The sequence below is a fragment of the Mycobacterium sp. NPDC050853 genome, from assembly GCF_040653875.1.
Taxonomy (GTDB): Bacteria; Actinomycetota; Actinomycetes; order Mycobacteriales; family Mycobacteriaceae; genus Mycobacterium.
Map to the genome: position 1 here is coordinate 111,307 of NZ_JBFAGW010000002.1, position 21,867 is coordinate 133,173.

25 protein-coding genes and 1 pseudogene are annotated in these 21,867 nt (G+C 65.2%); 11 read left to right on the forward strand and 15 right to left on the reverse strand.

Annotation, left to right across the window (positions count from 1 at the left end; genetic code table 11):
* Positions 1–204 precede the first annotated feature (204 nt).
* Together AB0H22_RS08790 and AB0H22_RS08795 are read left to right on the forward strand one after the other, a co-directional pair.
* Entirely contained in the window at positions 205–552 is a 348-nt protein-coding gene (locus AB0H22_RS08790; RefSeq protein ID WP_043075889.1) for a metalloregulator ArsR/SmtB family transcription factor, read from the forward strand.
* A 38-nt stretch (positions 553–590) separates the two neighbouring features.
* Entirely contained in the window at positions 591–983 is a 393-nt protein-coding gene (locus AB0H22_RS08795) for a Fur family transcriptional regulator (protein ID WP_358146691.1), read from the forward strand.
* A 12-nt stretch (positions 984–995) separates the two neighbouring features.
* Here AB0H22_RS08795 and AB0H22_RS08800 read toward each other — a convergent pair whose 3' ends face one another.
* From AB0H22_RS08800 to recO, 3 genes are all read right to left on the reverse strand, one after another.
* Complete coding sequence (locus tag AB0H22_RS08800) at positions 996–1,406, reverse strand: hypothetical protein (protein ID WP_180751815.1); 411 nt, start codon at positions 1,404–1,406, stop codon at positions 996–998.
* Entirely contained in the window at positions 1,406–2,191 is a 786-nt protein-coding gene (locus AB0H22_RS08805) for an isoprenyl transferase (protein WP_358146692.1), read from the reverse strand. Before AB0H22_RS08805 ends, AB0H22_RS08800 begins: the two co-directional genes overlap by 1 nt.
* An 85-nt stretch (positions 2,192–2,276) precedes the next feature.
* Positions 2,277–3,062 carry a DNA repair protein RecO gene (gene recO, locus AB0H22_RS08810; protein ID WP_180751813.1) on the reverse strand — a complete coding sequence of 262 codons (786 nt, stop codon included), beginning with the start codon at positions 3,060–3,062 and terminating at the stop codon, positions 2,277–2,279.
* A 73-nt stretch (positions 3,063–3,135) separates the two neighbouring features.
* Here recO and AB0H22_RS08815 point away from each other — a divergent pair, with 73 nt between their 5' ends.
* Positions 3,136–4,536 (forward strand): amidase, encoded by a 1,401-nt coding sequence (locus AB0H22_RS08815; RefSeq protein ID WP_358146336.1) that lies wholly within the window; start codon positions 3,136–3,138, stop codon positions 4,534–4,536.
* A gap of 115 nt (positions 4,537–4,651) precedes the next feature.
* Here AB0H22_RS08815 and AB0H22_RS08820 read toward each other — a convergent pair whose 3' ends face one another.
* The 9 genes from AB0H22_RS08820 to hrcA form a co-directional block, all read right to left on the reverse strand.
* Complete coding sequence (locus AB0H22_RS08820; RefSeq protein ID WP_358146338.1) at positions 4,652–5,500, reverse strand: DUF559 domain-containing protein; 849 nt, start codon at positions 5,498–5,500, stop codon at positions 4,652–4,654.
* A gap of 129 nt (positions 5,501–5,629) precedes the next feature.
* Positions 5,630–6,550 (reverse strand): GTPase Era, encoded by a 921-nt coding sequence (era, locus tag AB0H22_RS08825; RefSeq protein ID WP_358146340.1) that lies wholly within the window; start codon positions 6,548–6,550, stop codon positions 5,630–5,632.
* Positions 6,547–6,873, reverse strand: coding sequence for a cytidine deaminase (locus AB0H22_RS08830; RefSeq protein ID WP_180751809.1), 327 nt, complete (start codon positions 6,871–6,873; stop codon positions 6,547–6,549). Before AB0H22_RS08830 ends, era begins: the two co-directional genes overlap by 4 nt.
* Complete coding sequence (locus AB0H22_RS08835) at positions 6,866–8,182, reverse strand: hemolysin family protein (RefSeq protein ID WP_180751808.1); 1,317 nt, start codon at positions 8,180–8,182, stop codon at positions 6,866–6,868. The genes AB0H22_RS08830 and AB0H22_RS08835 overlap by 8 nt, the downstream gene beginning before the upstream one ends.
* Positions 8,183–8,216: 34 nt before the next feature.
* A complete protein-coding gene (gene ybeY, locus AB0H22_RS08840) occupies positions 8,217–8,729 on the reverse strand; it encodes an rRNA maturation RNase YbeY (RefSeq protein ID WP_180751807.1) in 513 nt (170 codons plus the stop codon).
* Positions 8,726–9,694, reverse strand: a complete 969-nt coding sequence (locus AB0H22_RS08845) for a PhoH family protein (protein ID WP_219603457.1) — start codon at positions 9,692–9,694, stop codon at positions 8,726–8,728. Before AB0H22_RS08845 ends, ybeY begins: the two co-directional genes overlap by 4 nt.
* A gap of 124 nt (positions 9,695–9,818) precedes the next feature.
* Positions 9,819–10,622 (reverse strand): 16S rRNA (uracil(1498)-N(3))-methyltransferase, encoded by an 804-nt coding sequence (locus tag AB0H22_RS08850; RefSeq protein ID WP_358146343.1) that lies wholly within the window; start codon positions 10,620–10,622, stop codon positions 9,819–9,821.
* 3 nt (positions 10,623–10,625) lie between these two features.
* Complete coding sequence (gene dnaJ / locus AB0H22_RS08855) at positions 10,626–11,777, reverse strand: molecular chaperone DnaJ (protein WP_180751804.1); 1,152 nt, start codon at positions 11,775–11,777, stop codon at positions 10,626–10,628.
* 33 nt (positions 11,778–11,810) lie between these two features.
* A complete protein-coding gene (hrcA, locus tag AB0H22_RS08860) occupies positions 11,811–12,836 on the reverse strand; it encodes a heat-inducible transcriptional repressor HrcA (protein WP_180751803.1) in 1,026 nt (341 codons plus the stop codon).
* Between the two features lie 132 nt (positions 12,837–12,968).
* Here hrcA and AB0H22_RS08865 point away from each other — a divergent pair, with 132 nt between their 5' ends.
* Entirely contained in the window at positions 12,969–13,277 is a 309-nt protein-coding gene (locus AB0H22_RS08865; RefSeq protein WP_180751802.1) for a type II toxin-antitoxin system VapB family antitoxin, read from the forward strand.
* A 27-nt stretch (positions 13,278–13,304) separates the two neighbouring features.
* Here the strand turns inward: AB0H22_RS08865 and hemW are convergent, their stop codons facing one another.
* Positions 13,305–14,480 carry a radical SAM family heme chaperone HemW gene (hemW, locus tag AB0H22_RS08870; RefSeq protein WP_358146346.1) on the reverse strand — a complete coding sequence of 392 codons (1,176 nt, stop codon included), beginning with the start codon at positions 14,478–14,480 and terminating at the stop codon, positions 13,305–13,307.
* A 150-nt stretch (positions 14,481–14,630) separates the two neighbouring features.
* On the opposite strand from hemW, the gene AB0H22_RS08875 reads away from it, so the two are divergent.
* From AB0H22_RS08875 to AB0H22_RS08905, 7 genes are all read left to right on the forward strand, one after another.
* A complete protein-coding gene (locus AB0H22_RS08875; RefSeq protein ID WP_358146693.1) occupies positions 14,631–14,711 on the forward strand; it encodes an Ms4527A family Cys-rich leader peptide in 81 nt (26 codons plus the stop codon).
* Between the two features lie 106 nt (positions 14,712–14,817).
* Positions 14,818–16,500, forward strand: coding sequence for a nitrite/sulfite reductase (locus tag AB0H22_RS08880; RefSeq protein ID WP_358146348.1), 1,683 nt, complete (start codon positions 14,818–14,820; stop codon positions 16,498–16,500).
* The gene (locus tag AB0H22_RS08885) at positions 16,497–17,219 is read left to right on the forward strand and encodes a phosphoadenylyl-sulfate reductase (protein ID WP_358146350.1); all 723 of its coding nucleotides are present in this window, start codon (positions 16,497–16,499) and stop codon (positions 17,217–17,219) included. Before AB0H22_RS08880 ends, AB0H22_RS08885 begins: the two co-directional genes overlap by 4 nt.
* Positions 17,216–18,145 (forward strand): sulfate adenylyltransferase subunit CysD, encoded by a 930-nt coding sequence (cysD, locus tag AB0H22_RS08890; RefSeq protein ID WP_255486065.1) that lies wholly within the window; start codon positions 17,216–17,218, stop codon positions 18,143–18,145. The genes AB0H22_RS08885 and cysD overlap by 4 nt, the downstream gene beginning before the upstream one ends.
* Before the next feature lies 1 nt (position 18,146).
* Positions 18,147–19,427 carry a GTP-binding protein gene (locus AB0H22_RS08895; protein WP_358146353.1) on the forward strand — a complete coding sequence of 427 codons (1,281 nt, stop codon included), beginning with the start codon at positions 18,147–18,149 and terminating at the stop codon, positions 19,425–19,427.
* Positions 19,420–20,127: a sirohydrochlorin chelatase gene (locus tag AB0H22_RS08900; protein WP_358146355.1), complete on the forward strand. Its 708-nt coding sequence runs from the start codon at positions 19,420–19,422 to the stop codon at positions 20,125–20,127. Before AB0H22_RS08895 ends, AB0H22_RS08900 begins: the two co-directional genes overlap by 8 nt.
* 93 nt (positions 20,128–20,220) lie before the next feature.
* The gene (locus tag AB0H22_RS08905) at positions 20,221–20,373 is read left to right on the forward strand and encodes a zinc transporter permease (protein ID WP_180751796.1); all 153 of its coding nucleotides are present in this window, start codon (positions 20,221–20,223) and stop codon (positions 20,371–20,373) included.
* Between the two features lie 77 nt (positions 20,374–20,450).
* On the opposite strand, the pseudogene AB0H22_RS08910 reads toward AB0H22_RS08905, so the two are convergent.
* Positions 20,451–20,744: pseudogene (locus tag AB0H22_RS08910) on the reverse strand (hypothetical protein); the annotation flags it as partial.
* Between the two features lie 90 nt (positions 20,745–20,834).
* Positions 20,835–21,854 carry a TOBE-like domain-containing protein gene (locus AB0H22_RS08915; RefSeq protein ID WP_134063736.1) on the reverse strand — a complete coding sequence of 340 codons (1,020 nt, stop codon included), beginning with the start codon at positions 21,852–21,854 and terminating at the stop codon, positions 20,835–20,837.
* Between the last annotated feature and the right edge of the window lie 13 nt (positions 21,855–21,867).

The following is a 21,867-nucleotide window of genomic DNA, read 5'->3' on the forward strand; positions in this document are numbered from 1 at the left end:
AACATCCAAGGAGCTCGGCACTCGACCCGGCAACAGCAGGGGTCTGCACCGGGCACCAACCGCCACGGTCACACCCTTACCACCAGAACGGCAATAGGCCACTACCCTCAATAGATGGGTCCGGTTTGCCGCCGGACCGAATGTTGGGTCTCCGGACAGGCCGGGGCGTGATTCAGGTTGAGGTGAAGCGCCGTGGTGAACACCGTGCTTAGTTCCGCACATGACGAACCACCGCATGCTCCGCTCACGCCGCCCGGGCCGCTGCCCCCGCGCGAGATCCTCGAACAGTCCGGTGAGCTGCTCCGTGCACTCGCCGCACCGGTACGTATCGCGATCGTGCTGCAGCTGCGCGAATCGCAACGCTGCGTCCACGAGTTGGTCGACGCCGTCGGTGTCGCGCAGCCGCTCATCAGCCAGCACCTGCGGGTGCTCAAGGCGGCCGGCGTGGTCTCCGGGGAACGCCAGGGACGAGAGGTGATGTACCGCCTCGTCGACGATCACCTCTCCCATATCGTCGTCGACGCGGTAGCGCACACCGAGGAACAGCGATGAGCCCCGTGCGCGAGGAACGGCCCGCTCTGCCGGGCACCGTGCGTTCGACCCGTCAACGCGCGGCCATTACCGCCTTGCTGAAGCGGACCGACGAATTCAAGTCGGCTCAGGAGCTGCATGACGATCTCAAGCGCATGGGCGAAGGCATCGGCCTGACCACCGTCTACCGGACCCTGCAGTCGATGTCTACATCAGGTGAGGTCGACGTCCTGCGCAACGACACCGGCGAATCGGTCTACCGTCGCTGTTCGGACGGGCACCATCACCACTTGGTCTGCCACAGTTGCGGTTTCGCGGTCGAGGTGCAGGCTGGTGCGGTCGAAGCGTGGGCCACCGATATCGCCGAGGAGCACGGCTTCACCGACGTCCACCACACGGTGGAGGTCTTCGGCTTCTGCCGGCGCTGCAGCGCCGCTCGCCCGGCCTCCTAGTTACCCGTTTCTTTAGTTACCCAACGCCTTTCGCGCGTCGGCACCGGTGGCGAACACCATCAACAACAACGTCACCAGCGCCTCGTCGGAGATGCCCGTGGCCGGAAAGTTGTAGCGCAGCAATACATCTGCCTTGCGCCCCTTGGCGATCAGCAGGATGTTCCCGAACAGAGACTTCTGCACGAGCCCGTCGACCAGATGCCGCGATTTCGCGTTGACGGCCACATCCCAGGCCAGCACCTGCGATAACGACACCACCTCCAGGCCCGGCGCGATGGTGACCGCGCGGATGGAGGCCAGCGTGCCCTCGTAGTCGGCGGTCAGCGCGCCGTCGGGTTCCTTGGTTACCGGCAGCACCGGGTGCAGCACTCGGTACACGCGGTCAAGAACGGCCTGAGCGTCTCCGTTTTCGAGGTCGCTCATTACGCAGATCCGAATCGGCGGTCCCGCTGCGCAAATTCCAGGCAGGCCGCCCATAGGTCGCGGCGGTCGAAATCGGGGTAGAGCTTCTCCTGGAACACAAACTCGGCATACGCCGCCTGCCACATCATGAAATTGCTTGAGCGCAGCTCGCCGGACGGCCGCAGGAACAGGTCAACATCGGGCATATCCGGCTCGTCGAGGTACTTTGCGACGGTCTCCTCGGTGATGCGGTCCGGCTTGAGCTGACCGGATTCCACCAGGCGCGCGATCCTCCTTGTCGCCTCGGCGATCTCAGCCCGGCCGCCATAGTTGATGCAGGTGGTCAACGTCAGTGTGCTGTTGTTCTTGGTGAGTTCCTCGGTGATCTCCAGCTCTTTGTAAACGCTGCTCCACAACCGCGTTTTCTGGCCTGCCCAACGGAACCGCACACCCATGTTGTTCAGATCGTGTCGGCGCCGCTTGACCACATCGCGGTTGAAGCCCATCAGAAAACGCACCTCGTCCGCGGGGCGGCGCCAGTTCTCCGTCGAGAAGGCGTACGTGGTGAGCCACGGGATGCCCATCTCGATGGCACCACAGACCATGTCCATCATCGTGGCCTCGCCCATCTTGTGGCCCTCGGTACGCGGCAACCCGCGGGCCCGCGCCCAGCGCCCGTTACCGTCCATCACCACCGCGACGTGCCGGGGAACCAGCTCCTTGGGAATGACCGGCGGGATGGCGCCCGACGGATGCTTCGGCGCAGGATGCGGCCGGGTACCGCCAGTGCCCGCACCGGGCAGCAGCTTGGGGAACACCGCAGGGAACACCGTCTTATCCGGGAACGTCGGGGCGTAGCCGGGCGGGACGTCGGCCCAGTCGGTGTAGTACTTATCCTGCTGCGGATCGGGCTGGCTGTTCTTCACCATGAGTGATATTTAACCTGGTCCCGCGTTCGACGAGCGGCAGTGTCCGTAGCTTGCGTTCCAGATGCCACTGCAGATGCGCCGCGATCAATCCGCTGGCTTGGGTGCGCTGCGTCTGCGGCACCTCGTCGGTGGCCGCCCAGTCACCGTCGTGCAGTGCCGCCATCAGCTCCAGCACACCCTGTGGCGGGGTCGCCGCCCCCGCGGGACGGCAGTGCACGCAGACGCTGCCACCCGCCCCCACGTGGAAAGCACGGTGCGGACCGGGAGCGGCGCAGCGCGCGCACTCGCTGATGGCGGGCGCCCACCCGGCGATACTCATGGCACGCAGCAGATATGCATCGAGGACCAGCTCGCGGGAACGCTGCTGATCGGCGATCGCTCTCAAGGCGCCGACCGTCAGCCGGTGCAGGGCGAGAGCCGGGGCCCGCTCTTCACCGGCGATCCGCTCGGCGGTCTCCAGGACGGCGCAGGCGGTGGTGTACCGGCCGTAGTCACTGACGATGTCCGCGGCGAAGGCATCGATGGCCTGTACCTGGGTGACGATGTCGAGATTGCGTCCCGGATACAGCTGCACATCGATATGCGCGAATGGTTCCAGCCGTGACCCAAACTTACTGCGGGTGCGGCGCACTCCCTTGGCGACCGCGCGCACCAGGCCATGTTGGCGGGTCAGCAGGGTCACAATGCGGTCGGCCTCGCCGAGCTTGTGCTGCCGCAGCACGACAGCACGATCCCGATAAAGCCGCATTCGAGCAGTTTCCCATCTGGTACCGACGAATCCCCGCATTGACGCACTATTCCAACGGCTTACCCTTCTGGTCATGTCGGGCTTTCCCACGCTGACGTCCCAAGCAGCGGCGCTAGCATCCGGGTCGGTGAGTTCGATCTCGCTGACCCTCACCGCGCTCAACGCGATCAAATCCAGCCAGTCCACCCTCAACGCGTTCCGGGTGGTGTGCACCAAGAGCGCCCTTGCCGACGCCACCGAGGCCGATAAGCGGTTGGCCAAGGGCGAACGGCTGCCGTTGCTCGGAGTGCCCATTGCCATCAAAGACGACACCGACTTGGCAGGCACCCCAACCGCATTCGGTACCGCCGGGGCCGTCGGCTCGGAGTCACAGGATGCCGAGCTGGTGCGACGGCTGCGCGCGGCGGGCGCGGTGATCGTCGGCAAGACCAATACCTGCGAGCTCGGCCAATGGGCCTTCACCAGCGGGCCCGGCTTCGGGCATACCCGCAATCCGTGGAGCCGCGGTCACACACCCGGCGGGTCCTCGGGCGGTAGCGCGGCGGCCGTTTCGGCCGGGCTCGTCGCCGGGGCAATCGGTTCAGATGGGGCCGGGAGCGTCCGAATTCCGGCTGCTTGGACGCATCTGATCGGCATCAAGCCGCAGCGTGGCCGGATCTCCACGTGGCCACTTGCCGAGGCGTTCAACGGGATAACGGTGCACGGGCCCTTGGCGCGCACCGTTGCCGATGCCGCACTGCTGTTGGATGCGGCATCGGGCAACGTGTCCGGAGATCTACACAAGCCGCCGCACGTTCGGGTCCTCGACGCGGTCCACGAGGACCCGGGCCAGCTTCGTATTGCGCTGTCGTTCAAGGTTCCGTTCTCGGGGTTCCCGGCGCACATCCATCCGACGATCGAAACCGCCACCCGCTATGTGGGTCACCAGCTGCGTTCGCTCGGGCACATGGTGTCCGAGGGCGATCCGGATTACGGAATCGGTCTCGGCCTGAACTTCCTGCCACGAGCGACCGCCGGGCTGCTGCCATGGCGGGAGCGGCTGGACGCCGGGGCGCATTGGGACCAGCGCACATTGGCGAACATGCGAACGGGTCGGCAACTCGCCGGCTGGGCCTTGCGACGGGCACGAGCGGCGGAGCCGCGGCTGCAGGCTCGCGTCGGCAAGATCTTCGGCAGCTTCAACGTCGTGCTGGCACCGACGACCGCGCAACCACCCACGGGTATCTACGATTTCGACGGTATCGGCAGTGTCGCAACGGATCGCGGGCAGATTGGCGCCTGTCCCATGACGTGGCCGTGGAATGTGCTCGGGTGGCCGGCGATCAATGTGCCCGCCGGGTTCACCGAGGACGGGCTGCCGATCGGCGTCCAGCTGATGGGGCCGGCGAACAGCGAACCTTTGCTGATTTCCCTTGCCGCGCAGCTGGAGTCGATTAACAACTGGGCGTCGGAGACCCCCGACCCCTGGTGGTGACCTGCGCCGTGCCCGGCACCGCCCCCTCACCGCCCTCACCTCACCTCGCCGCCGACACGCCGTGTTGTGGCGGTTTCGTATCGCACGTTTCCGCCATAAGCGGGCGTGTCGGCGGTCATGCGGCCCGCGCCCTAGCGCGGTAGGCCGCCCTGACCCGCGCCACAACCGCACCAGGGTCGTTGGCCAGCTGATCACCGCTCACGCGGACGAGCTTCCAGCCCATCACTGCGATGAACTCCTGCCGTTCAATGTCGCGACGATGCTGCGTCGAGTCCCCCCAGTGCTGCGCCCCGTCGAACTCCGCTGCCAAACATTCTGCGCGCCAGCCCATGTCGAGGCGAACCACCCGACCGTTTGAACCCCGCAGCTCGATCTGCGTTTCGGGCCGCGGAAGCCCTGCGCCCACAAGACAAAGACGCAGCCGTGTTTCCTGCACCGATTCGGCCCCAGGATCCGCCAGGAAGAGCACATTCTGCAGGCGCCGAAGCCCGCGAGCGCCGCGATGCCGAGCGATCAGTGCGTCCACTTCGGTGGCATCACAATCACGGAGCAGCACATCAGTCAGCTCGACGGCTCGACTCGTCTGTACTCGTCGACCGATATCGAAGATGGTTCTCGCCGGCGTAGTCACTGCGACATCGCCGACCATCGTGCATTCGTCGGACGACAAACAGTCACCGCGGATGACGATTCCCTTCGGCGCATTCCGCCGCTGCCGATTCAGCTCCACCACACGATCACCAGAGATGTACGAGTTGCCATGCAACGCAGCGGCCGACACCCCACAGATAACGCCCTGTCTGCCGGCCCACAGATATGCCGCCCTTGCGCGCACACCCGCAGTTAGTTCGGCCCCGGCAGGCAGATACACATCGCGGAAGACCGTGTCGTAGTGCTGACGAAGCTCATGCCGTGTGAGCACCCCCGCAGCGATGGCCTCGCTACCCACAATGAGTTTGTCCATGCGCGGACCCTGCCACGCACCACCGACAAGGCCAGCCGAGCCGCCGACACGCCCGTTAGTGGCGGAAACGAGCGATACGAATCCGCCACCACACGGCGTGTCGGCGGGAGCTGGGGTTCTGAGCGCAGCTCAGAACCCCAGCTTGCCGAGCTGTTTGGGATCGCGCTGCCAGTTCTTGGCGACCTTGACCCGCAGATCCAGATACACCTTGGTGCCGAGCAGCTTTTCGATCTGCTTGCGCGCGTTGGTCCCTACTTCGCGCAGCCGCGAACCGCCCTTGCCGATGACGATGCCCTTCTGGCTGTCCCGCTCGACGTAGAGGATGGCGTGTATGTCGATCAGCTCCGAGCCCTCGGGCCGGTCCTCGCGTTCGTTCACCTCGTCGATGACCACCGCCAACGAGTGCGGAAGCTCGTCGCGCACACCTTCGAGCGCCGCCTCACGGATCAGCTCGGCCATGAGCACCTCTTCAGGCTCATCGGTCAGCTCACCGTCCGGGTAGAACGCCGGCCCGGGCCGCAGCTTGGACGCCAAAACATCTGTCAGCACATCGGTCTGAGAACCGGAAACCGCTGACACCGGCACGATGTCCACATCGGGGCCCACGAGCTTGGACACCGAGAGCAGCTGCTCGGCGACGCGCTCCTTGCTCACCTTGTCGATCTTGGTGACGATGGCGATCAGCGTGGTGCGCGGCGCGACCAGCTTGATCTGCTCGTGAATCCACTTGTCTCCCGGGCCAATTCCCTCATCCGCCGGGATGCACAGCCCGATGACATCGACCTCGGAATACGTGTCGCGAACCAATTCGTTGAGCCGCTTACCCAGTAGCGTGCGGGGCCGGTGCAGACCCGGGGTGTCGACGAGCACGATCTGGAAGTTCTCGCGGTGCACGATCCCGCGAATCGTGTGCCGGGTCGTCTGCGGCCGGCTCGAGGTGATGGCCACCTTCTGCCCCACCAGGGCGTTGGTCAGCGTCGACTTGCCGGTGTTCGGTCGCCCGACGAAACAGACGAACCCGGATTTGAACGCCGCATCGGATCCACTCACAATTGCCCCGCAGGCACGCCGGTGCGATCGGTCACGATGACGGTCGCCGACGGTGACAGCTCCCGCACCGCCTCGATACCCGGGTCCTCGTGAGAACCACCGACCAGCACCGCCGCTTCAATGGCTGATGCTCCACTGGACACCGCCGCCGCCACGGCCGCCTGCAACGCCGTCAGCGACAGCTTCGAAAGCGTCACCGGCGCACCGGCATAGGTGCGGCCATCACCATCGCGCACCGCCGCGCCCGATCTCGCCTCGGCGCGCCCCATCGCTCCACGAGCCAGCACCACGAGCTTGTTATCTTCAGCGTCCAACTCACTCATCTCTTACCTCCGCTTTATCGCCCGCTGCCACCGCACCGCAGTCGGGGTCGGGTTGCACCAGGATCGTGCCGATGCGTACCCGACCACGCGCATCCGGTCCACCTTCGGCCTGTAACAAAAGTCCATGCGAGGTGGCCCCGGCGCCCGGGAGCGGAACGCGACCCAGCTCAAGTGCCAGCAACCCACCCACCGTCTCGACGTCCAGGTCCTCGTCGAATTCGATGTCGTACAGCTCCCCCAGGTCCTCGATCGGCAGCCGCGCCGACACCCGGAAGTTCTTGTCGCCCAGATCCTCCACCGGAGCGACCTCATCGTGGTCGTACTCGTCGGCGATCTCCCCGACAATCTCCTCCAGCACATCCTCGATGGTCACCAACCCGGCGATCGCCCCGTACTCGTCGACAAGCAACGCCATGTGCTTGCGGTGCTGCTGCATCTCCCGAAGCAGCGCATCCAACGGCTTGGAGTCCGGAACAAACACCGCGGGCTGCATCACTTGCGTCACCCTGACGTCCTGGCCACCGTTCACCGAGTAGTACGTCTGCTGCACAAGGTCTTTGAGGAATACCACGCCGATGACGTCGTCGACGTTCTCGCCGATCACCGGGATACGCGAATGCCCGCTGCGCACGGCTAAAGAGGTCGCTTGACCTGCTGTTTTGTCAGATTCGATCCACACCATCTCGGTGCGCGGCACCATCACCTCGCGAGCGGGGGTATCGCCCAGCTCGAACACCGACTGAATCATCCGGCGTTCGTCATCGGCCACCACACCGCGCTGCTGCGCCATATCGACCACCTCACGCAGCTCGATCTCGGAGGAGAACGGACCGTTGCGGAAGCCACGTCCGGGGGTCACCGCGTTACCGAGCAGGATGAGCAGTCGCGAAATGGGCCCGAGCAGAACCGAAATAACCTGCAGCGGAACGGCGGCACCCAACGCGATCGAGTACGCATGCTGGCGCCCCAACGTACGCGGACCCACCCCGATCGCCACGAAGCTCGTCACCACCATGACGATCGCCGAAATCATCAGCGCGGCACCCAGGCTCATCCGCGCGGTCAGGTATCCGACCAGAAACACCGTCGACAAGATCTCACACACGGTGCGCAGCAGCACGACCAGGTTTATGTATCGCGGGCGCTCCCGGATCACCACAGAAAGCCTTACCGCACCGGGCCTTTCCTCGCGAACAAGCTCATCGACGCGCGCCGAGGACACCGTGTTGATAGCCGCATCGATGGCCGCGAACGCACCGCCGAGGCCGACCAGCAGAATCGCCGACAGCAGCAGCCCTATACCGCTCATGCTCGGGCCTCAGGTTCTTCGCGCAAGACGCTCATCACTCGTCGAAGTTGCGGGATTTGTCGAGCAGCCGGCTATCGCGATACAGCTGGGCCTGCTGCTCGTACCAGTCCAGCAGCAGCTGGTTCTGGAGCGCGAACATCTCGCGCTCTTCCTCGGGTTCGGCGTGGTCGTACCCAAGCAGGTGCAGCACGCCGTGCACAGTCAGCAGCGCCAGCTCATGAGCCAACGAATGTCCCGCCGCCTCAGCCTGTTCCGCGGCGAACTGCGGGCACAACACGATGTCTCCGAGCATCGACGGCCCGGGCTCGGGAGCATCGGGGCGTCCGCCGGGCTCGAGCTCGTCCATCGGGAACGACATCACATCGGTGGGTCCGGGCAGATCCATCCACCGCATGTGCAGGTCGGCCATCGCCGCGAGATCGACGAGCATCATCGAAAGTTCCGCTGCCGGATGGACATCCATTGCCGCGATGGCAAACCGCGCGACACTGACCAACTCGCCCTCGGCAACGTCGATACCCGACTCGTTGACAACCTCGATGCTCATCGGTGCCGGCTCCGATTCCCCGACGCACGTCGCTGCTCTCGATTACCCGCCTGCACGTCGGAGTCTTCAAATCGTGCATAGGCGTCCACGATCTCCGCCACCAACCGATGGCGAACCACATCGGCACTGGTCAACTCCGAGAAGTGAATTCCCTCGATATTGTCGAGAATGTCGGCTGCGGCACGCAGCCCAGAACGGGCGCCACCCGGCAGGTCGACCTGTGTCACGTCACCGGTGACCACCACCTTGGAGCCGAAGCCGAGGCGGGTAAGGAACATCTTCATCTGCTCGGTGGTGGTGTTCTGCGCCTCGTCCAGAATGATGAACGCGTCGTTGAGTGTCCGACCCCGCATATATGCCAGTGGCGCAACCTCGATGACCCCGGCCGACATCAGCTTGGGGATGAGTTCGGGGTCCATCATGTCGTGCAGCGCGTCGTACAGCGGCCGCAGGTACGGGTCGATCTTCTCGCTCAGCGTGCCGGGCAGGAAGCCCAGCCGCTCCCCGGCCTCGACCGCCGGGCGGGTCAGGATGATCCGGGTCACCTGCTTGCTCTGTAACGCGTTGACCGCCTTGGCCATCGCCAAGTAGGTCTTGCCGGTACCGGCCGGGCCGATACCGAAAACCACCGTGTTGGCGTCGATGGCATCCACATAACGCTTCTGGTTCAGCGTCTTCGGGCGGATGGTCTTGCCGCGCCGCGACAGGATGTCCAGGCTCAGCACCTCGGCGGGTGACTCGCCGTGGTCGCCGGTGAGCATTGCCCCGGTATGGCGCACCGTCGAGGGCGTCAGCTGCTGGCCCCGACCGGCGATCACCATCAGCTCGGAGACCACACGCTCGGCCAACGCCACCTCGGCGGGTTCGCCGGTGAAGGTAATGGTGTTTCCGCGAGCGTGGACATCGGCCGCCAGCATGTCCTCAAGCTCGCGCAGGTTTTCATCAGCAGAACCCAGCAGGCCCATGATGAGATCGTTCGGAATCTCGACGCTGCTGCGTACATCCGAAGACGGCACAGCAGCACCTTGTTCTCGGCTCGTCACGTGGTTAAGGTCGCCTGCTTTCTTGGGTTGTGAAGTTGCCTCGAGTTTACCGCTGGCAACCGTCAGGCTCCACGCGTTTGTGTTCCAGCGGGGCAGCCGCCCACCGGGAGGTGAGTACCCCAAGCGCGCCGAGCGCGACGGCCGCGGCAGTCGACGTACGCAGCACCGTCGGCCCCAAGCGCACCGGAACCGCACCCGCGTCCGTCAAAACCCCCAGCTCCTCGTCCGCGACGCCGCCCTCGGGTCCCACGATCAGCACCACCGACGGTGCCGACGCGAGCCGGTCACCCTCAAGGCTCAGCGCAGTGGTTGCCGACTCGTGCAACACCAGAACCACAGCCCCCGCGGCGGCCCGTTCCCGAACAAGATGCGCCAACTCCGCCGTCGAGCGCGGCGCCCCCACCACGGGCACAAAAGCCCGCCGGGATTGCCGCGATGCCGCACGGGCGACCGCCTCCCACCGCCGCTGCCCCTTCTCGGCCTTCTGCGCATCCCAGCGCGACACACAGCGCAGCGCCTGCCACGGGACTAGCTCGTCGGCACCCGCCTCCACGGCCAACTCGACGGCCAACTCGGCACGATCCGATTTGGGAAGTGCCTGCACCACAGTCACTTTCGGCTGGGCCGCGGCGACACTCCAACGCTGCGTCACCTCGACCGACAGGCCCGCACGTTCGACGGACGCAACGACGCCGTCACCAACCTCGCCCGCACCGTCGCACAGCATCACCGGTTCACCGACCCGCATGCGCAACACCCGCGCCGCGTGGTGCCCCTCGTCCCCGTCAAGGGCCACCGTTTCTCCGGCCCGGGGGACCCGCTCGACGTAGAAGATCGTGGCAGCCGCCATTGATTACCGGCCCGTGAACGCCTCGCGCAGCCGCGAGAACACGCCGCCCGAGGCTGATTCCGCCCACACCACCTCGGCGGCCTCCTTGCTCCGGGTCTTCTTGAAGTCGCGCAGCAGTTCGCGTTCCTTGGCATCCAACCGGGTCGGCACCACCACATCGAGATGGGCGTGCAGATTTCCGCGGACGCCGGTGCGCAGATGCGGCATGCCCTTCCCGCGCAGCGTCACCACCGAACCCGGCTGCGATCCCGGATCGACCTTGATGACGGTCGGGCCGTCGACGATGGCGTCCACGGACACACTGGTGCCCAGTGCCGCCTCGACCATCGGCACCCGCACGGTGAAGTGCAGGTCGTCTCCGTCGCGAATGAAGATGTCGTGTGGCTTCTCATGCACCTCGACGTACAGGTCACCCGCCGGGCCGCCGCCGGGGCCGACCTCGCCCTGGGCCGCGAGCCGCACCCGCATCCCGTCGCCGACACCCGCCGGGATCTTGACGGTGATATCGCGCCGCGCGCGCACCCGGCCGTCGCCGCCGCACTTGTGGCAGGGATCGGTGATGACCTCACCGGCGCCCTGACATGTCGGGCAGGGACGCGAGGTCAACACCTGTCCGAGCAGGGAGCGCTGCACTGTCTGCACCTCACCACGACCATCACAGGTCTCACATGCGCTCGGCGCCGAGTTCCCGTGGGTGCCCTTGCCGGTACATCCATCACACAGGATCGCGGTATCGACGGTCACCTGCTTGCTGATGCCGGTCGCGCACTCGAGGAGGTCAAGCCGCATCCGCAACAGGGAGTCGGATCCGGGCTGCACGCGGCCACGCGGACCACGCGATCCGCCGGCCGATCCGCCGAAGAACGCCTCGAACACATCGCCAAGACCGCCGAAGCCCGAACCGAAGCCGCCGCCGAAGCCATTGCCCCCGCCGCCGTTCTCCAGCGGGTCGCCGCCAAGGTCGACGATGCGTCGCTTCTCGGGATCGGTCAGCACCTCATAAGCGACGCTGACCTCCTTGAACCGCGCCTGCGCCTGTTCATCGGGGTTGATATCGGGGTGCAGCTCGCGGGCGAGCTTGCGGTACACCCGCTTGAGCTCGCTGTCGCTGGCACCCTTGCTCACCCCGAGGATGCCGTAGTAATCACGCGCCACTGTGTTCGTTCGTCCTCATCTGTTCACATACTGCTAGCGATTGGCTAGCACTTCGCCGATATACATGGCAACCGCCGCGACGTTCGCGATGGTTCCCGGATAGTCCATCCGTGTGGGTCCTAGCACACCCATGCCGCCGAATACCGCTCCGCCCGCACCATACGGGGTAGAGACAACGGAGGTGCCAATCATCTGCTCAGCCGCGGTTTCGTGACCGATGTGCACGGTGACGCGGCCGGCCTCCTGTTGCGCGGCGAGCAAGCGCAGCACCACCACCTGCTCCTCCAGCGCCTCCAGGACCGTGCGCAACTGACCGCCGAAATCGGCAGAGTTACGCGTCAGGTTGGCGGTGCCACCAAGCAGTAGACGTTCCTCGTGATGCTCGACGAGCGTCTCCACCAGCACCGTTGCCGCCCGAGTGAGCGCATCGCGCAGGTCATCGGAGGCCTGCTCGGCCAATTCGGCGGCGGCCACCGAGGCCGCCGACAGCTTCTTCCCGTCCAACGCCGCACCCAACAGCAGCCGCAGCCTCGCCAGCTGTTCGTCGTTGATGACGTCACCGAGCTCGACAATCCGCTGATCGACCCGCCCGGAATCGGTGATGACGACCAGCAGCAGTCGGGCCGGGGTGAGCGACACCACCTCCAGGTGACGCACGCTGGACGAAGACAGCGTCGGGTACTGCACGATGGCAACCTGGCGGGTCATCTGTGCCAGCAGCCGCACCGCCCGGCGCAGCACGTCGTCGAGGTCGACGCCGCCTTCGAGGAAGTTGAGGATGGCCTTGCGCTCGGCACCCGAAAGCGGCTTGACGTCGTCGAGCCGGTTCACGAATTCGCGGTAGCCCTTTTCCGTCGGGACCCGCCCTGAGCTGGTGTGCGGCTGCGCGATGTAGCCCTCCGACTCCAGCACCGCCATATCGTTGCGGACGGTGGCGCTTGAAACTCCGAGGCTGTGCCGATCGACCAGGGCCTTGGACCCAATCGGCTCCTTGGTAGTGACATAGTCGGCGACGATGGCGCGCAGCACCTCGAATCGCCGATCGTCGGCACTAGCCATGGTCACCTCCCTCGGGCGCGATATGCCCTCATTTTACGGTGCCAGGCTGCGCCAACCCTCCATCGAGGCCGTTCACGCTAACCTCAGGTGTTATGACGGCCGATACGGCGGATCGATACGGATTGATTTGCAGTGATATTTAAAGGCGTTCGCGAGGGAAAGCCCTATCCGGAGCACGGGCTATCGACCCGAGATTGGTCACGCATCCCGCCCCGGCAGATTCGTCTCGACGAGCTCGTCACCACCACCACGGTGCTCGCATTGGACCGCCTGCTCAGTGAGGACTCGACGTTCTACGGGGATCTGTTTCCGCATGCCGTGAAGTGGCAGGGCGTCATCTACCTGGAGGACGGGTTGCATCGAGCCGTGCGAGCGGCGCTTCGTAATCGGGTTGTGCTGCACGCCAGGGTTTTCGATATGGACCAGTTGCGGGCTGTTTGATTCCCAGGTCGGCCCCGCACGCGACACCTAGTCCAGGATGGTGCGCACCACGCCGTCGGCCAGGAGCCGTCCCTGATCGGTGAGCACCAGCCGATCGCCCACCAGCTGCCCCAGCCCCTTGGCCACCACGGCGGGTACCCGCTCGCGCTCGTCAACTGTCAAGTCCGCCAAGGCGATTCCGGCGCTCAATCGCACCGCCAGCAGCACCTCCTCGGTGTGCCGTTCGACGGGACCCAGGATCTCGTACCCAGCGACGGGGAGCTGCCCCTCCCCCAGCTGCTTCGCATAAGTGTTGGGGTGCTTGACATTCCACCACCGCACCCCGTTGACGTGTCCGTGGGCACCGGGCCCGGCACCCCACCAGTCGCCGCCTGCCCAGTAGCCAAGGTTGTGCCGGCACTGCCCGCCGGGACGTGCCCAGTTGGAGACCTCGTACCAGCCGAGCCCCGCCTCCGACAGCGCGGTGTCGAGGAGCTGGTAGCGATCGGCCAGGGCGTCCTCGTCGGGGTTCGGTAGCTCACCGCGGCGAACACGCCGGGCCAGGGCCGTGCCCTCCTCGACGACCAGCGCGTAGGCCGACACATGGTCCACTCCGGCCTCGAGCACCGCGTCGACGGACCGGCGCAGGTCGTCATCGGTCTCTCCGGGGGTGCCATAGATGAGGTCGAGGTTGACGTGCCCGAGACCGGCCTCGCGCGCTTCACGCGCGGCCGCCACCGCACGTCCGGGTGCGTGCACGCGGTCCAGCGTCGCCAACACGTGCGGGGCCGTGGACTGCATGCCCAACGAGACGCGGGTGTACCCGGCGGCGCGAATGGTCTCGAAGAACCTTGGTGAGGTGGATTCGGGGTTGGCCTCGGTGGTGACCTCGGCGCCCGGCGCAAACGTGAAATGGGCACGGATCGCGTCGAGAACCTCGGCGAGCCCCGAACCGCCCAGCAGGGAAGGTGTCCCGCCGCCGACGAATACCGTCTCCACCTGCGAATTCCCGCCCAGGGTCCGCGCGGCCAGCTCCAATTCCACACGCAACGCCTCCAACCAGCCACCGGTCGAGGTGCCCTCGCCGAGCTCATCGGCGGTGTAGGTGTTGAAATCGCAATATCCGCAGCGTGTCGCACAGAACGGCACGTGCACGTAGATCCCGAAGGGACGCCCCGCCGCCGGCACCAACGGCGGCAGTATCGCGATTGCTTCGGGTCTCACCGATCAAGTGTGTGCCAGTGCCCGGCAGGAGAAAAATTCTGTGCGGTTCCTGCCGGGATTAATGTGAGCCCGCTGGGAGTTTTGCTCAGTGTGAGCAGAATTACGACCCGGTCGCGCAGGGTATCAACTTCGCATGGCACAATTGGCCGGGTGAGCACACATCAGGTTCCTCTTGTCGCGCGGCGACACATCGACCTGAAGCGTGTCTGTAGCGCGTGTTGTCTCCCCTAGTGACGTAGTCCTACCCCGTCTGCCACCCAACGGTCGTGAGGATCTGCGCCTCCGGTCAGCCCCCGGTGTGTCGCCCACGACTGTGTCTGCCTTTTTGAGGAGCACCATGACCACCAGCGAGACACGGCCCGCTCGCCCCAAGCAACAGCGCAGCGAAGGCCAGTGGGCGCTTGGATACCACGAACCGCTCAACTCCAACGAGCAGGTGAAAAAGGACGACCACCCGCTCAACGTGCGTGAGCGCATCGAAACGATCTACGCCAAGCAGGGATTCGAGAGTATCGACAAGACCGACCTGCGCGGCCGCTTCCGCTGGTGGGGTCTGTACACCCAGCGCAAGCCCGGCTACGACGGCACGTGGACCGGCGACGACAACACCGACATGCTCGAGGACGAGCACTTCATGCTGCGGGTCCGCTGCGATGGCGGCGCGTTCTCGGTCGATGCACTGCGTACCCTCGGTGACCTGTCCACCAAATACGCCCGCGATACCGCCGATATCTCCGACCGGGAGAACGTGCAGTACCACTGGATCCGCGTCGAGGACATGCCCGAGATCTGGCGGCGTCTCGACGAGGTTGGCCTGTACACGACTCAGGCCTGCGGCGACTGCCCCCGCGTGATCCTCGGCTCCCCGCTGGCGGGCGAGTCGCTCGATGAGGTGCTCGACCCGACACCGGCTGTCGACGAAATCGTGCGCCGGTACATCGGGAAGAAGGAGTACTCCAACCTCCCCCGCAAGTTCAAGACGGCGATTTCCGGTCTGCAGGATGTGGTGCACGAGATCAATGACGTCGCCTTCATCGGTGTGGTCCATCCCGAACACGGCCCGGGTCTCGACGTGTGGGTGGGCGGCGGCCTGTCCACCAACCCGATGCTGGCTCAGCGCTTGGGTGTGTGGGTGCCGCTCGACGAGGTTCCCGATGTCTGGGAGGGCGTCGTCGGCATCTTCCGCGACTACGGTTACCGGCGACTGCGGGCCAAGGCGCGGCTGAAATTCCTGGTCAAGGACTGGGGCGTGGAGAAGTTCCGTGAAGTTCTCGAAACCGAGTACCTGAAGCGGCCCTTGCTCGACGGCCCCGCGCTGGTGCCCCCCACGCATCCGATCGACCACGTCGGTGTGCAGCGACTCAAGAACGGGCTCAACGCCGTGGGTCTCTCCCCGATCGCGGGCCGGGTGTCGGGAACCATCCTTTCCGCGGTCGCCGACCTCGCCGAGAAGGCGGGCTCGAACCGAGTGAGCTTCACGCCCTACCAGAAGCTGATCATCCTCGATGTCCCCGACGACAAACTTGGCGAACTGACCGAAGGGCTGGACGCACTGGGACTGCCCTCGCGTCCGTCGCATTGGCGCAAGAACCTGATGGCTTGCACGGGTATCGAGTTCTGCAAGCTGTCCTTCACCGAAACCCGTAAGCGTGCACAGGATCTGGTACCCGAGCTGGAGCAGCGGCTGGACGACCTGAACGCCCAGCTGGACACGCCGGTCACCATCAATATCAATGGCTGCCCGAACTCGTGCGCACGTTCACAGGTCGCCGATATCGGCTTCAAGGGCCAGATGGTCGACGACGGCGACGGCGCGAGCGTCGAAGGTTTCCAGGTGCATCTGGGCGGAAGCCTGGGACTGGACAGCGGTTTCGGCCGCAAGCTACGCCAGCACAAGGTCACCAGCACCGAGCTCGGCGATTACGTCGACCGGGTGGTACGCAACTTCGTCAAGCAGCGCACCGACGGAGAGCGCTTCGCGCAGTGGGCGGTTCGCGCAGAGGAGGCTGACCTTCGATGAGCGTTCTGGAGGGCCAAAAGAACACCGACCAGCTGCGTGACATCGCGGCTCGCGGTGCCGCCGAGCTGGAGGGCGCCTCCGCCGAGGAGCTCCTGCGGTGGACCGAAGAGAACTTTGGCAGCGACCCCCACGGATACGTCGTCGCCTCCAACATGCAGGACGCGGTGCTCATTGACCTTGCCGCGCAGGTGCATCCGGGTGTCGACGTGTTGTTCCTGGACACCGGATACCACTTCGCCGAGACGATCGGCACGCGCGATGCGGTGGAATCGGTGTACGACATCCACATCGTCAATGTGGGCCCCGACCAGACGGTGGCACAACAGGACGAGCTGTTGGGCAAGGACCTGTTCGCGAGCGATCCCGCCGAATGCTGCCGACTGCGCAAGGTGGTGCCGCTACGCAAGTCCCTCGCCGGATACTCGGCCTGGGTGACCGGGCTGCGCCGCGTCGATGCACCCACCCGAGCCAACGCGCCGCTGATCAGTTTCGACGAGGCGTTCGGGCTGGTGAAGATCAACGCGATCGCGGCCTGGACCGATGAAGACATGCAGAAGTACATCGACGAGCACGGAGTGCTGGTGAATCCGCTTGTGGACGAGGGGTATCCGTCGATCGGCTGTGCCCCGTGCACAGCCAAGCCCGCTCTCGACGGCGATGCGCGGAGCGGACGCTGGCAGGGCCAGGCCAAGACAGAATGCGGGTTGCACGCCTCATGACGACAACCGAAATCGGAACGGAATCTGTGTTGAATCAGACTGAGACCCTCACCGACCTCGAATCCGAGTCGATTCACATCATCCGCGAGGTGGCCGGCGAGTTCGAGCGGCCGGTGCTGCTGTTCTCTGGCGGCAAGGATTCGACGGTGCTGTTGCACACCGCGCTCAAGGCCTTTTGGCCTGCGCCGCTTCCTTTCGCGCTGCTGCATGTCGACACCGGACACAACCTCCCCGAGGTGCTGGCCTTCCGCGACGAGATCGTCGAACGCCACAACTTGCGCCTGGTCGTCGCGAAAGTTGAGGACTACCTGGCCGACGGCCGACTGACCGAGCGGCCCGACGGTATTCGCAACCCGTTGCAGACCATCCCGCTGCTTGAGGCCATCACCGACAACAAGTTCGACGCCGTGCTCGGTGGCGGACGTCGCGATGAGGAGCGCTCGCGTGCCAAGGAGCGAATCTTCAGCCTGCGCAATGCGTTCGGCCAGTGGGATCCGAAGAAGCAGCGTCCCGAACTCTGGAGCCTGTACAACGGCCGGCACGCACCGGGCGAGCACGTCCGGGTATTCCCGATCAGCAACTGGACCGAGCTGGACGTGTGGCGTTACATCGCTCGCGAAAATGTGCAGCTGGCCGATCTCTACTACGCGCATGAGCGCGAGGTGTTCAACCGTGACGGCATGCTACTGACGCCCGGCCCGTGGGGCGGGCCACGCGACGGCGAAGAGCTGCAAACACTTTCGGTGCGCTACCGCACTGTGGGCGACGGATCGACCACCGGTGCCGTGCTCTCGGATGCTGCCGACGTCCACGCAGTGCTCGCCGAGGTGGCCTCATCGCGGATCACCGAGCGGGGCGCGACCCGCGGCGATGACCGAGTGTCCGAGGCGGCGATGGAAGACCGCAAGCGAGAAGGGTATTTCTGATATGTCTGATCTTCTGCGCATTGCCACCGCCGGCAGTGTCGACGACGGCAAGTCCACCCTGGTGGGCCGGTTGCTGTACGACACCAAATCGGTGCTCATCGATCAGTTCGATGCCGTCGCAAAGGCTTCGAAGTCACGTGGGCTCGACGCCCCCGACCTATCACTGCTTGTCGATGGTCTGCGCGCCGAACGCGAACAGGGCATCACCATCGACGTGGCGTATCGGTATTTCGCCACCCCGAAGCGCTCGTTCATCCTCGCCGACACCCCCGGGCACGTGCAGTACACCCGGAACACGGTATCGGGGGCTTCGACCGCACAGTTGGTGATCCTTCTCGTTGACGCACGCAAGGGCGTCATCGAGCAGACCCGTCGCCACGCGGCGGTGCTGGCACTGCTGGGTGTGCCACGGCTGGTGTTGGCGGTCAACAAGATCGACCTGGTTGCCGATAGCGCACGTATCTTCGAGGCGATCAGCGCCGAATTCCACGAGCTGACCAGCTCGTTGGGTTGGAAGCCGGAGAGCGTCGTGGAGATCCCCGTATCGGCATTGCACGGCGACAACATCGCAACCCGCAGCGAGCGGACAGGTTTCTACAGTGGGCCGACCCTCATCGAGCATCTGGAATCGATTCCGGCGCACCAGGAGTCGAGCACCGTGGGTCTGCGTTTCCCGGTCCAGTATGTGATTCGGCCGCGTACCGCCGAGTACCCCGACTACCGCGGCTACGCCGGGCAGGTGGCCGCCGGTGTCGTGCGGGTGGGCGACGAGGTGGTCATCTCTCCCGCCGGGCAGCGCACCACGGTGGCGGGCATCGACACCGCCGATGGGCCACTTGAGGTCGCCGAGGCGGGCCGCAGCGTGACGCTGATCCTGGCCGATGACGTGGATGCGTCGCGTGGCGATCTGATCGCATCACCCGATGTGCCAGATCCGGTTTCAGAGATTGACGGCACGGTGTGCTGGCTGGCCGATAAGCCATTGAAGGCTGGCGCGCGCCTGCTGCTCAAGCATGGAACCCGCACCGTTCCCGCGATCATCGGGGAGCTGGTGGAACGATTCGACGAGCAGAACCTGTCGGCCGATCCCCAGCCGGAGTCATTGGAACTCAACGATATCGGTCAGATAAGCATCCGCCTCGCCGAGGCGATCAGTGTCGACGAGTATGTCGACGACCGGATGGCGGGGAGCTTCCTGCTGATCGATCCGTCGAGCGGTAACACGTTGGCGGCAGGGCTGGTCGGCGATGCCCTGCGCGCCGTCGAACTGAATCGTGCGTAAACCAACGCTTGTCGCCGTCGCGCACGGGAGCCGTGACCCGCGGTTCGCGGAGAATGCGCACCGCTTGATAGCGCAGGTACGGACGCTACGGCCGGACCTGGATGTTCTGCTGGCGTTCCTGGAGCTGTCCGAGCCGAATCTCGTTGATGTGCTGGGTGACCTGAGCGGTGACGCCGTTGTGGTGCCGCTACTGCTGTCCGACGCCTACCACGCACGTATCGACCTGCCGACGCTGTTGTCCGACCATGCGCCCATCGGGCTGCGGGTGGTGCAGGCCCCGGTGCTCGGAGCCGATGAACGGCTGCTGCGGCTGGCCCGACGTCGCATCGCCGAGCTCGGCGTCGACAATCCGGGTGTCATCCTTACTGCGGTGGGATCGTCGGACGTCACCGCCAATGCCCGCACCCGGACTCTGGCCGCGCAGTGGACGAGGTCAACCACGGTCTTCGCGACGGGTGAGTCGATCACCCTCGCCGACGCAGCAGACGCGCTGAGGTCTCGCGGCGCCACGGAAATCGTTGTTGCACCGTGGTTCCTGTCCCCCGGCCTGCTGCTGGACCAGGTGCGCGCCGTGGCCGCTGAATCCGGCATCCGCGTGGCGGCCCCGCTCGGTGCGGACCGACTGGTTGCCGAGGTTGTGGTGGAACGGTACGTGTCGACAGTGGCGGCGCTGGACCGCCGCACCCCGTTGCCCCGCTAATCAGCACCCTGCCGCCCGGATCAAATACCTTGCCGTCCGGCACTTCTGTTCAACACATTGTTACATGCGCATGTATGCGATAGTCTCGTCCACATGACGAGCACCGAGCACGAAACCCACGCGCATCCTGATCATGTTCACGGCCCTGATTGCGGTCACGAGGCAGTCACCCACGACGACCACGTGGACTACATCCACGACGGGCATCGCCACGCAGCGCACGGCGATCACTACGACGAGCACTAAACCTCAGGTAACGAATGGCCTCCGGATAACACCGGGGGCCATTTCTTTATCTGTCCCCGAACAGAAACACTCCCCTTGTGCCCGGCTACGAGCGACAACAGCGCCTTCTCCCGCAGAAGCATGCGGTGTTCGGTACCGCGTGGAATTCCGCCAGGGCCATAGCTCCCCCAGTCGTGGTGGATCACCCGGCCTCGGCGTACCTCCCAGCGCAGCGCGTCGGATATCGCCTTCGAGGCACGCCCGCCGGTATCGAACCCCTTGTGATCCAACATGTCCACAAGTTCCGACACTGTCGTCGCACCGAACCGGTGTACGTACAACGTCAGCAGATACCGCAGCTCAATTCCACGTACCCGAATCTTCGCCGTCATGACCGCACCATGGCACGCACCACCGACAGAGCGGGTTTTGTCGCTCGTAGCCGGGCACCTGCAGGTGTCTTTCGGAAACGCTGCTCGGCCCTAGGACGCGACCTCGGCCAGGTCTCCCAAGTCGGGAACGCGCGTGACCCGCACATACACGTGGTCACCTTCGTGCAGCCCGAGCGCTTCAGCATCACCCCGCGTGATCTGCGCGGTGAACTGCTCCCCGGTGGCGGCACTGGTCAACTCCACACGCACCTCGAAACCGAGATGCACGACCCGTCCTACCGTCGCCTTGGTAACCCCGGTGGTCTCTCCGGTGCCCTCCGCGGCAGCGCGAGAGAGATCGGCGTTGCGGCCCACCCGAATATCGTGCGGGCGTACCAGAATTCCGTTCAGTTTGGCCACCGGACCCAGGAACGACATCACGAAGCTGTTCGCCGGGCGGTCATACAGGTCGTCGGGAGAACCTACCTGCTCGATGCGGCCCTTGTTGAGCACCGCGATCCGGTCGGCGACGTCCAGAGCCTCGGCTTGGTCGTGGGTCACCAGCACCGTCGTGACATGCACCTCCTCGTGCAGTCGACGCAGCCAGGCCCGCAGATCCTCACGCACCTTGGCATCGAGCGCACCGAACGGCTCGTCCAGGAGCAGCACCTCGGGGTCGACGGCGAGCGCCCGGGCCAGCGCCATGCGCTGACGTTGTCCACCGGATAACTGGTTGGGATAGCGGGCGTGAAAACCGCTCAGCCCCACCACTTCCAGCAGATTGTCGACCTTCTCTTTGATCTCGGCCTTTGGCTTCTTACGGATCTTGAGGCCGAATCCGACATTCTCGCGCACCGTCAGGTGCTTGAAAGCGGCGTAATGCTGGAACACGAACCCGATGCCGCGCCGCTGTGGCGGAACACCGGTGACATCACGCCCATTGATGGTGATCGTGCCGGTATCGGGCTGGTCCAGCCCGGCAATAGCCCGCAGCAGGGTCGACTTGCCCGAGCCACTGGGCCCAAGTAGCGCGGTCAGCGAGCCCGACGGCACTTCGAAGTCGATATTGTCCAGCGCGGCGAAGTCGCCGTAATGCTTGTTCGCGCCGCGAACGGTAATCGCGTCAGTCATTCTTTCGGCTCCT

Excerpts from the sequence above, each read along its gene's own strand:
- recO (WP_180751813.1), bottom strand. The coding sequence starts at position 3,062 with ATGCGGCTTTATCGGGATCGTGCTGTCGTGCTGCGGCAGCACAAGCTC.
- AB0H22_RS08835 (WP_180751808.1), bottom strand. The coding sequence starts at position 8,182 with ATGAGCGGTATAGGGCTGCTGCTGTCGGCGATTCTGCTGGTCGGCCTC.
- AB0H22_RS08880 (WP_358146348.1), top strand. The coding sequence starts at position 14,818 with ATGACCACCAGCGAGACACGGCCCGCTCGCCCCAAGCAACAGCGCAGC.
- ybeY (WP_180751807.1), bottom strand. The coding sequence starts at position 8,729 with ATGAGCATCGAGGTTGTCAACGAGTCGGGTATCGACGTTGCCGAGGGC.
- cysD (WP_255486065.1), top strand. The coding sequence starts at position 17,216 with ATGACGACAACCGAAATCGGAACGGAATCTGTGTTGAATCAGACTGAG.
- AB0H22_RS08815 (WP_358146336.1), top strand. The coding sequence starts at position 3,136 with ATGTCGGGCTTTCCCACGCTGACGTCCCAAGCAGCGGCGCTAGCATCC.
- AB0H22_RS08915 (WP_134063736.1), bottom strand. The coding sequence starts at position 21,854 with ATGACTGACGCGATTACCGTTCGCGGCGCGAACAAGCATTACGGCGAC.
- AB0H22_RS08905 (WP_180751796.1), top strand. The coding sequence starts at position 20,221 with ATGACGAGCACCGAGCACGAAACCCACGCGCATCCTGATCATGTTCAC.
- AB0H22_RS08845 (WP_219603457.1), bottom strand. The coding sequence starts at position 9,694 with ATGGGCCTGCTGGGTTCTGCTGATGAAAACCTGCGCGAGCTTGAGGAC.
- AB0H22_RS08830 (WP_180751809.1), bottom strand. The coding sequence starts at position 6,873 with ATGAGTGAGTTGGACGCTGAAGATAACAAGCTCGTGGTGCTGGCTCGT.
- AB0H22_RS08850 (WP_358146343.1), bottom strand. The coding sequence starts at position 10,622 with ATGGCGGCTGCCACGATCTTCTACGTCGAGCGGGTCCCCCGGGCCGGA.
- AB0H22_RS08885 (WP_358146350.1), top strand. The coding sequence starts at position 16,497 with ATGAGCGTTCTGGAGGGCCAAAAGAACACCGACCAGCTGCGTGACATC.
- AB0H22_RS08820 (WP_358146338.1), bottom strand. The coding sequence starts at position 5,500 with ATGGACAAACTCATTGTGGGTAGCGAGGCCATCGCTGCGGGGGTGCTC.
- AB0H22_RS08800 (WP_180751815.1), bottom strand. The coding sequence starts at position 1,406 with ATGAGCGACCTCGAAAACGGAGACGCTCAGGCCGTTCTTGACCGCGTG.
- AB0H22_RS08895 (WP_358146353.1), top strand. The coding sequence starts at position 18,147 with ATGTCTGATCTTCTGCGCATTGCCACCGCCGGCAGTGTCGACGACGGC.
- hrcA (WP_180751803.1), bottom strand. The coding sequence starts at position 12,836 with ATGGCTAGTGCCGACGATCGGCGATTCGAGGTGCTGCGCGCCATCGTC.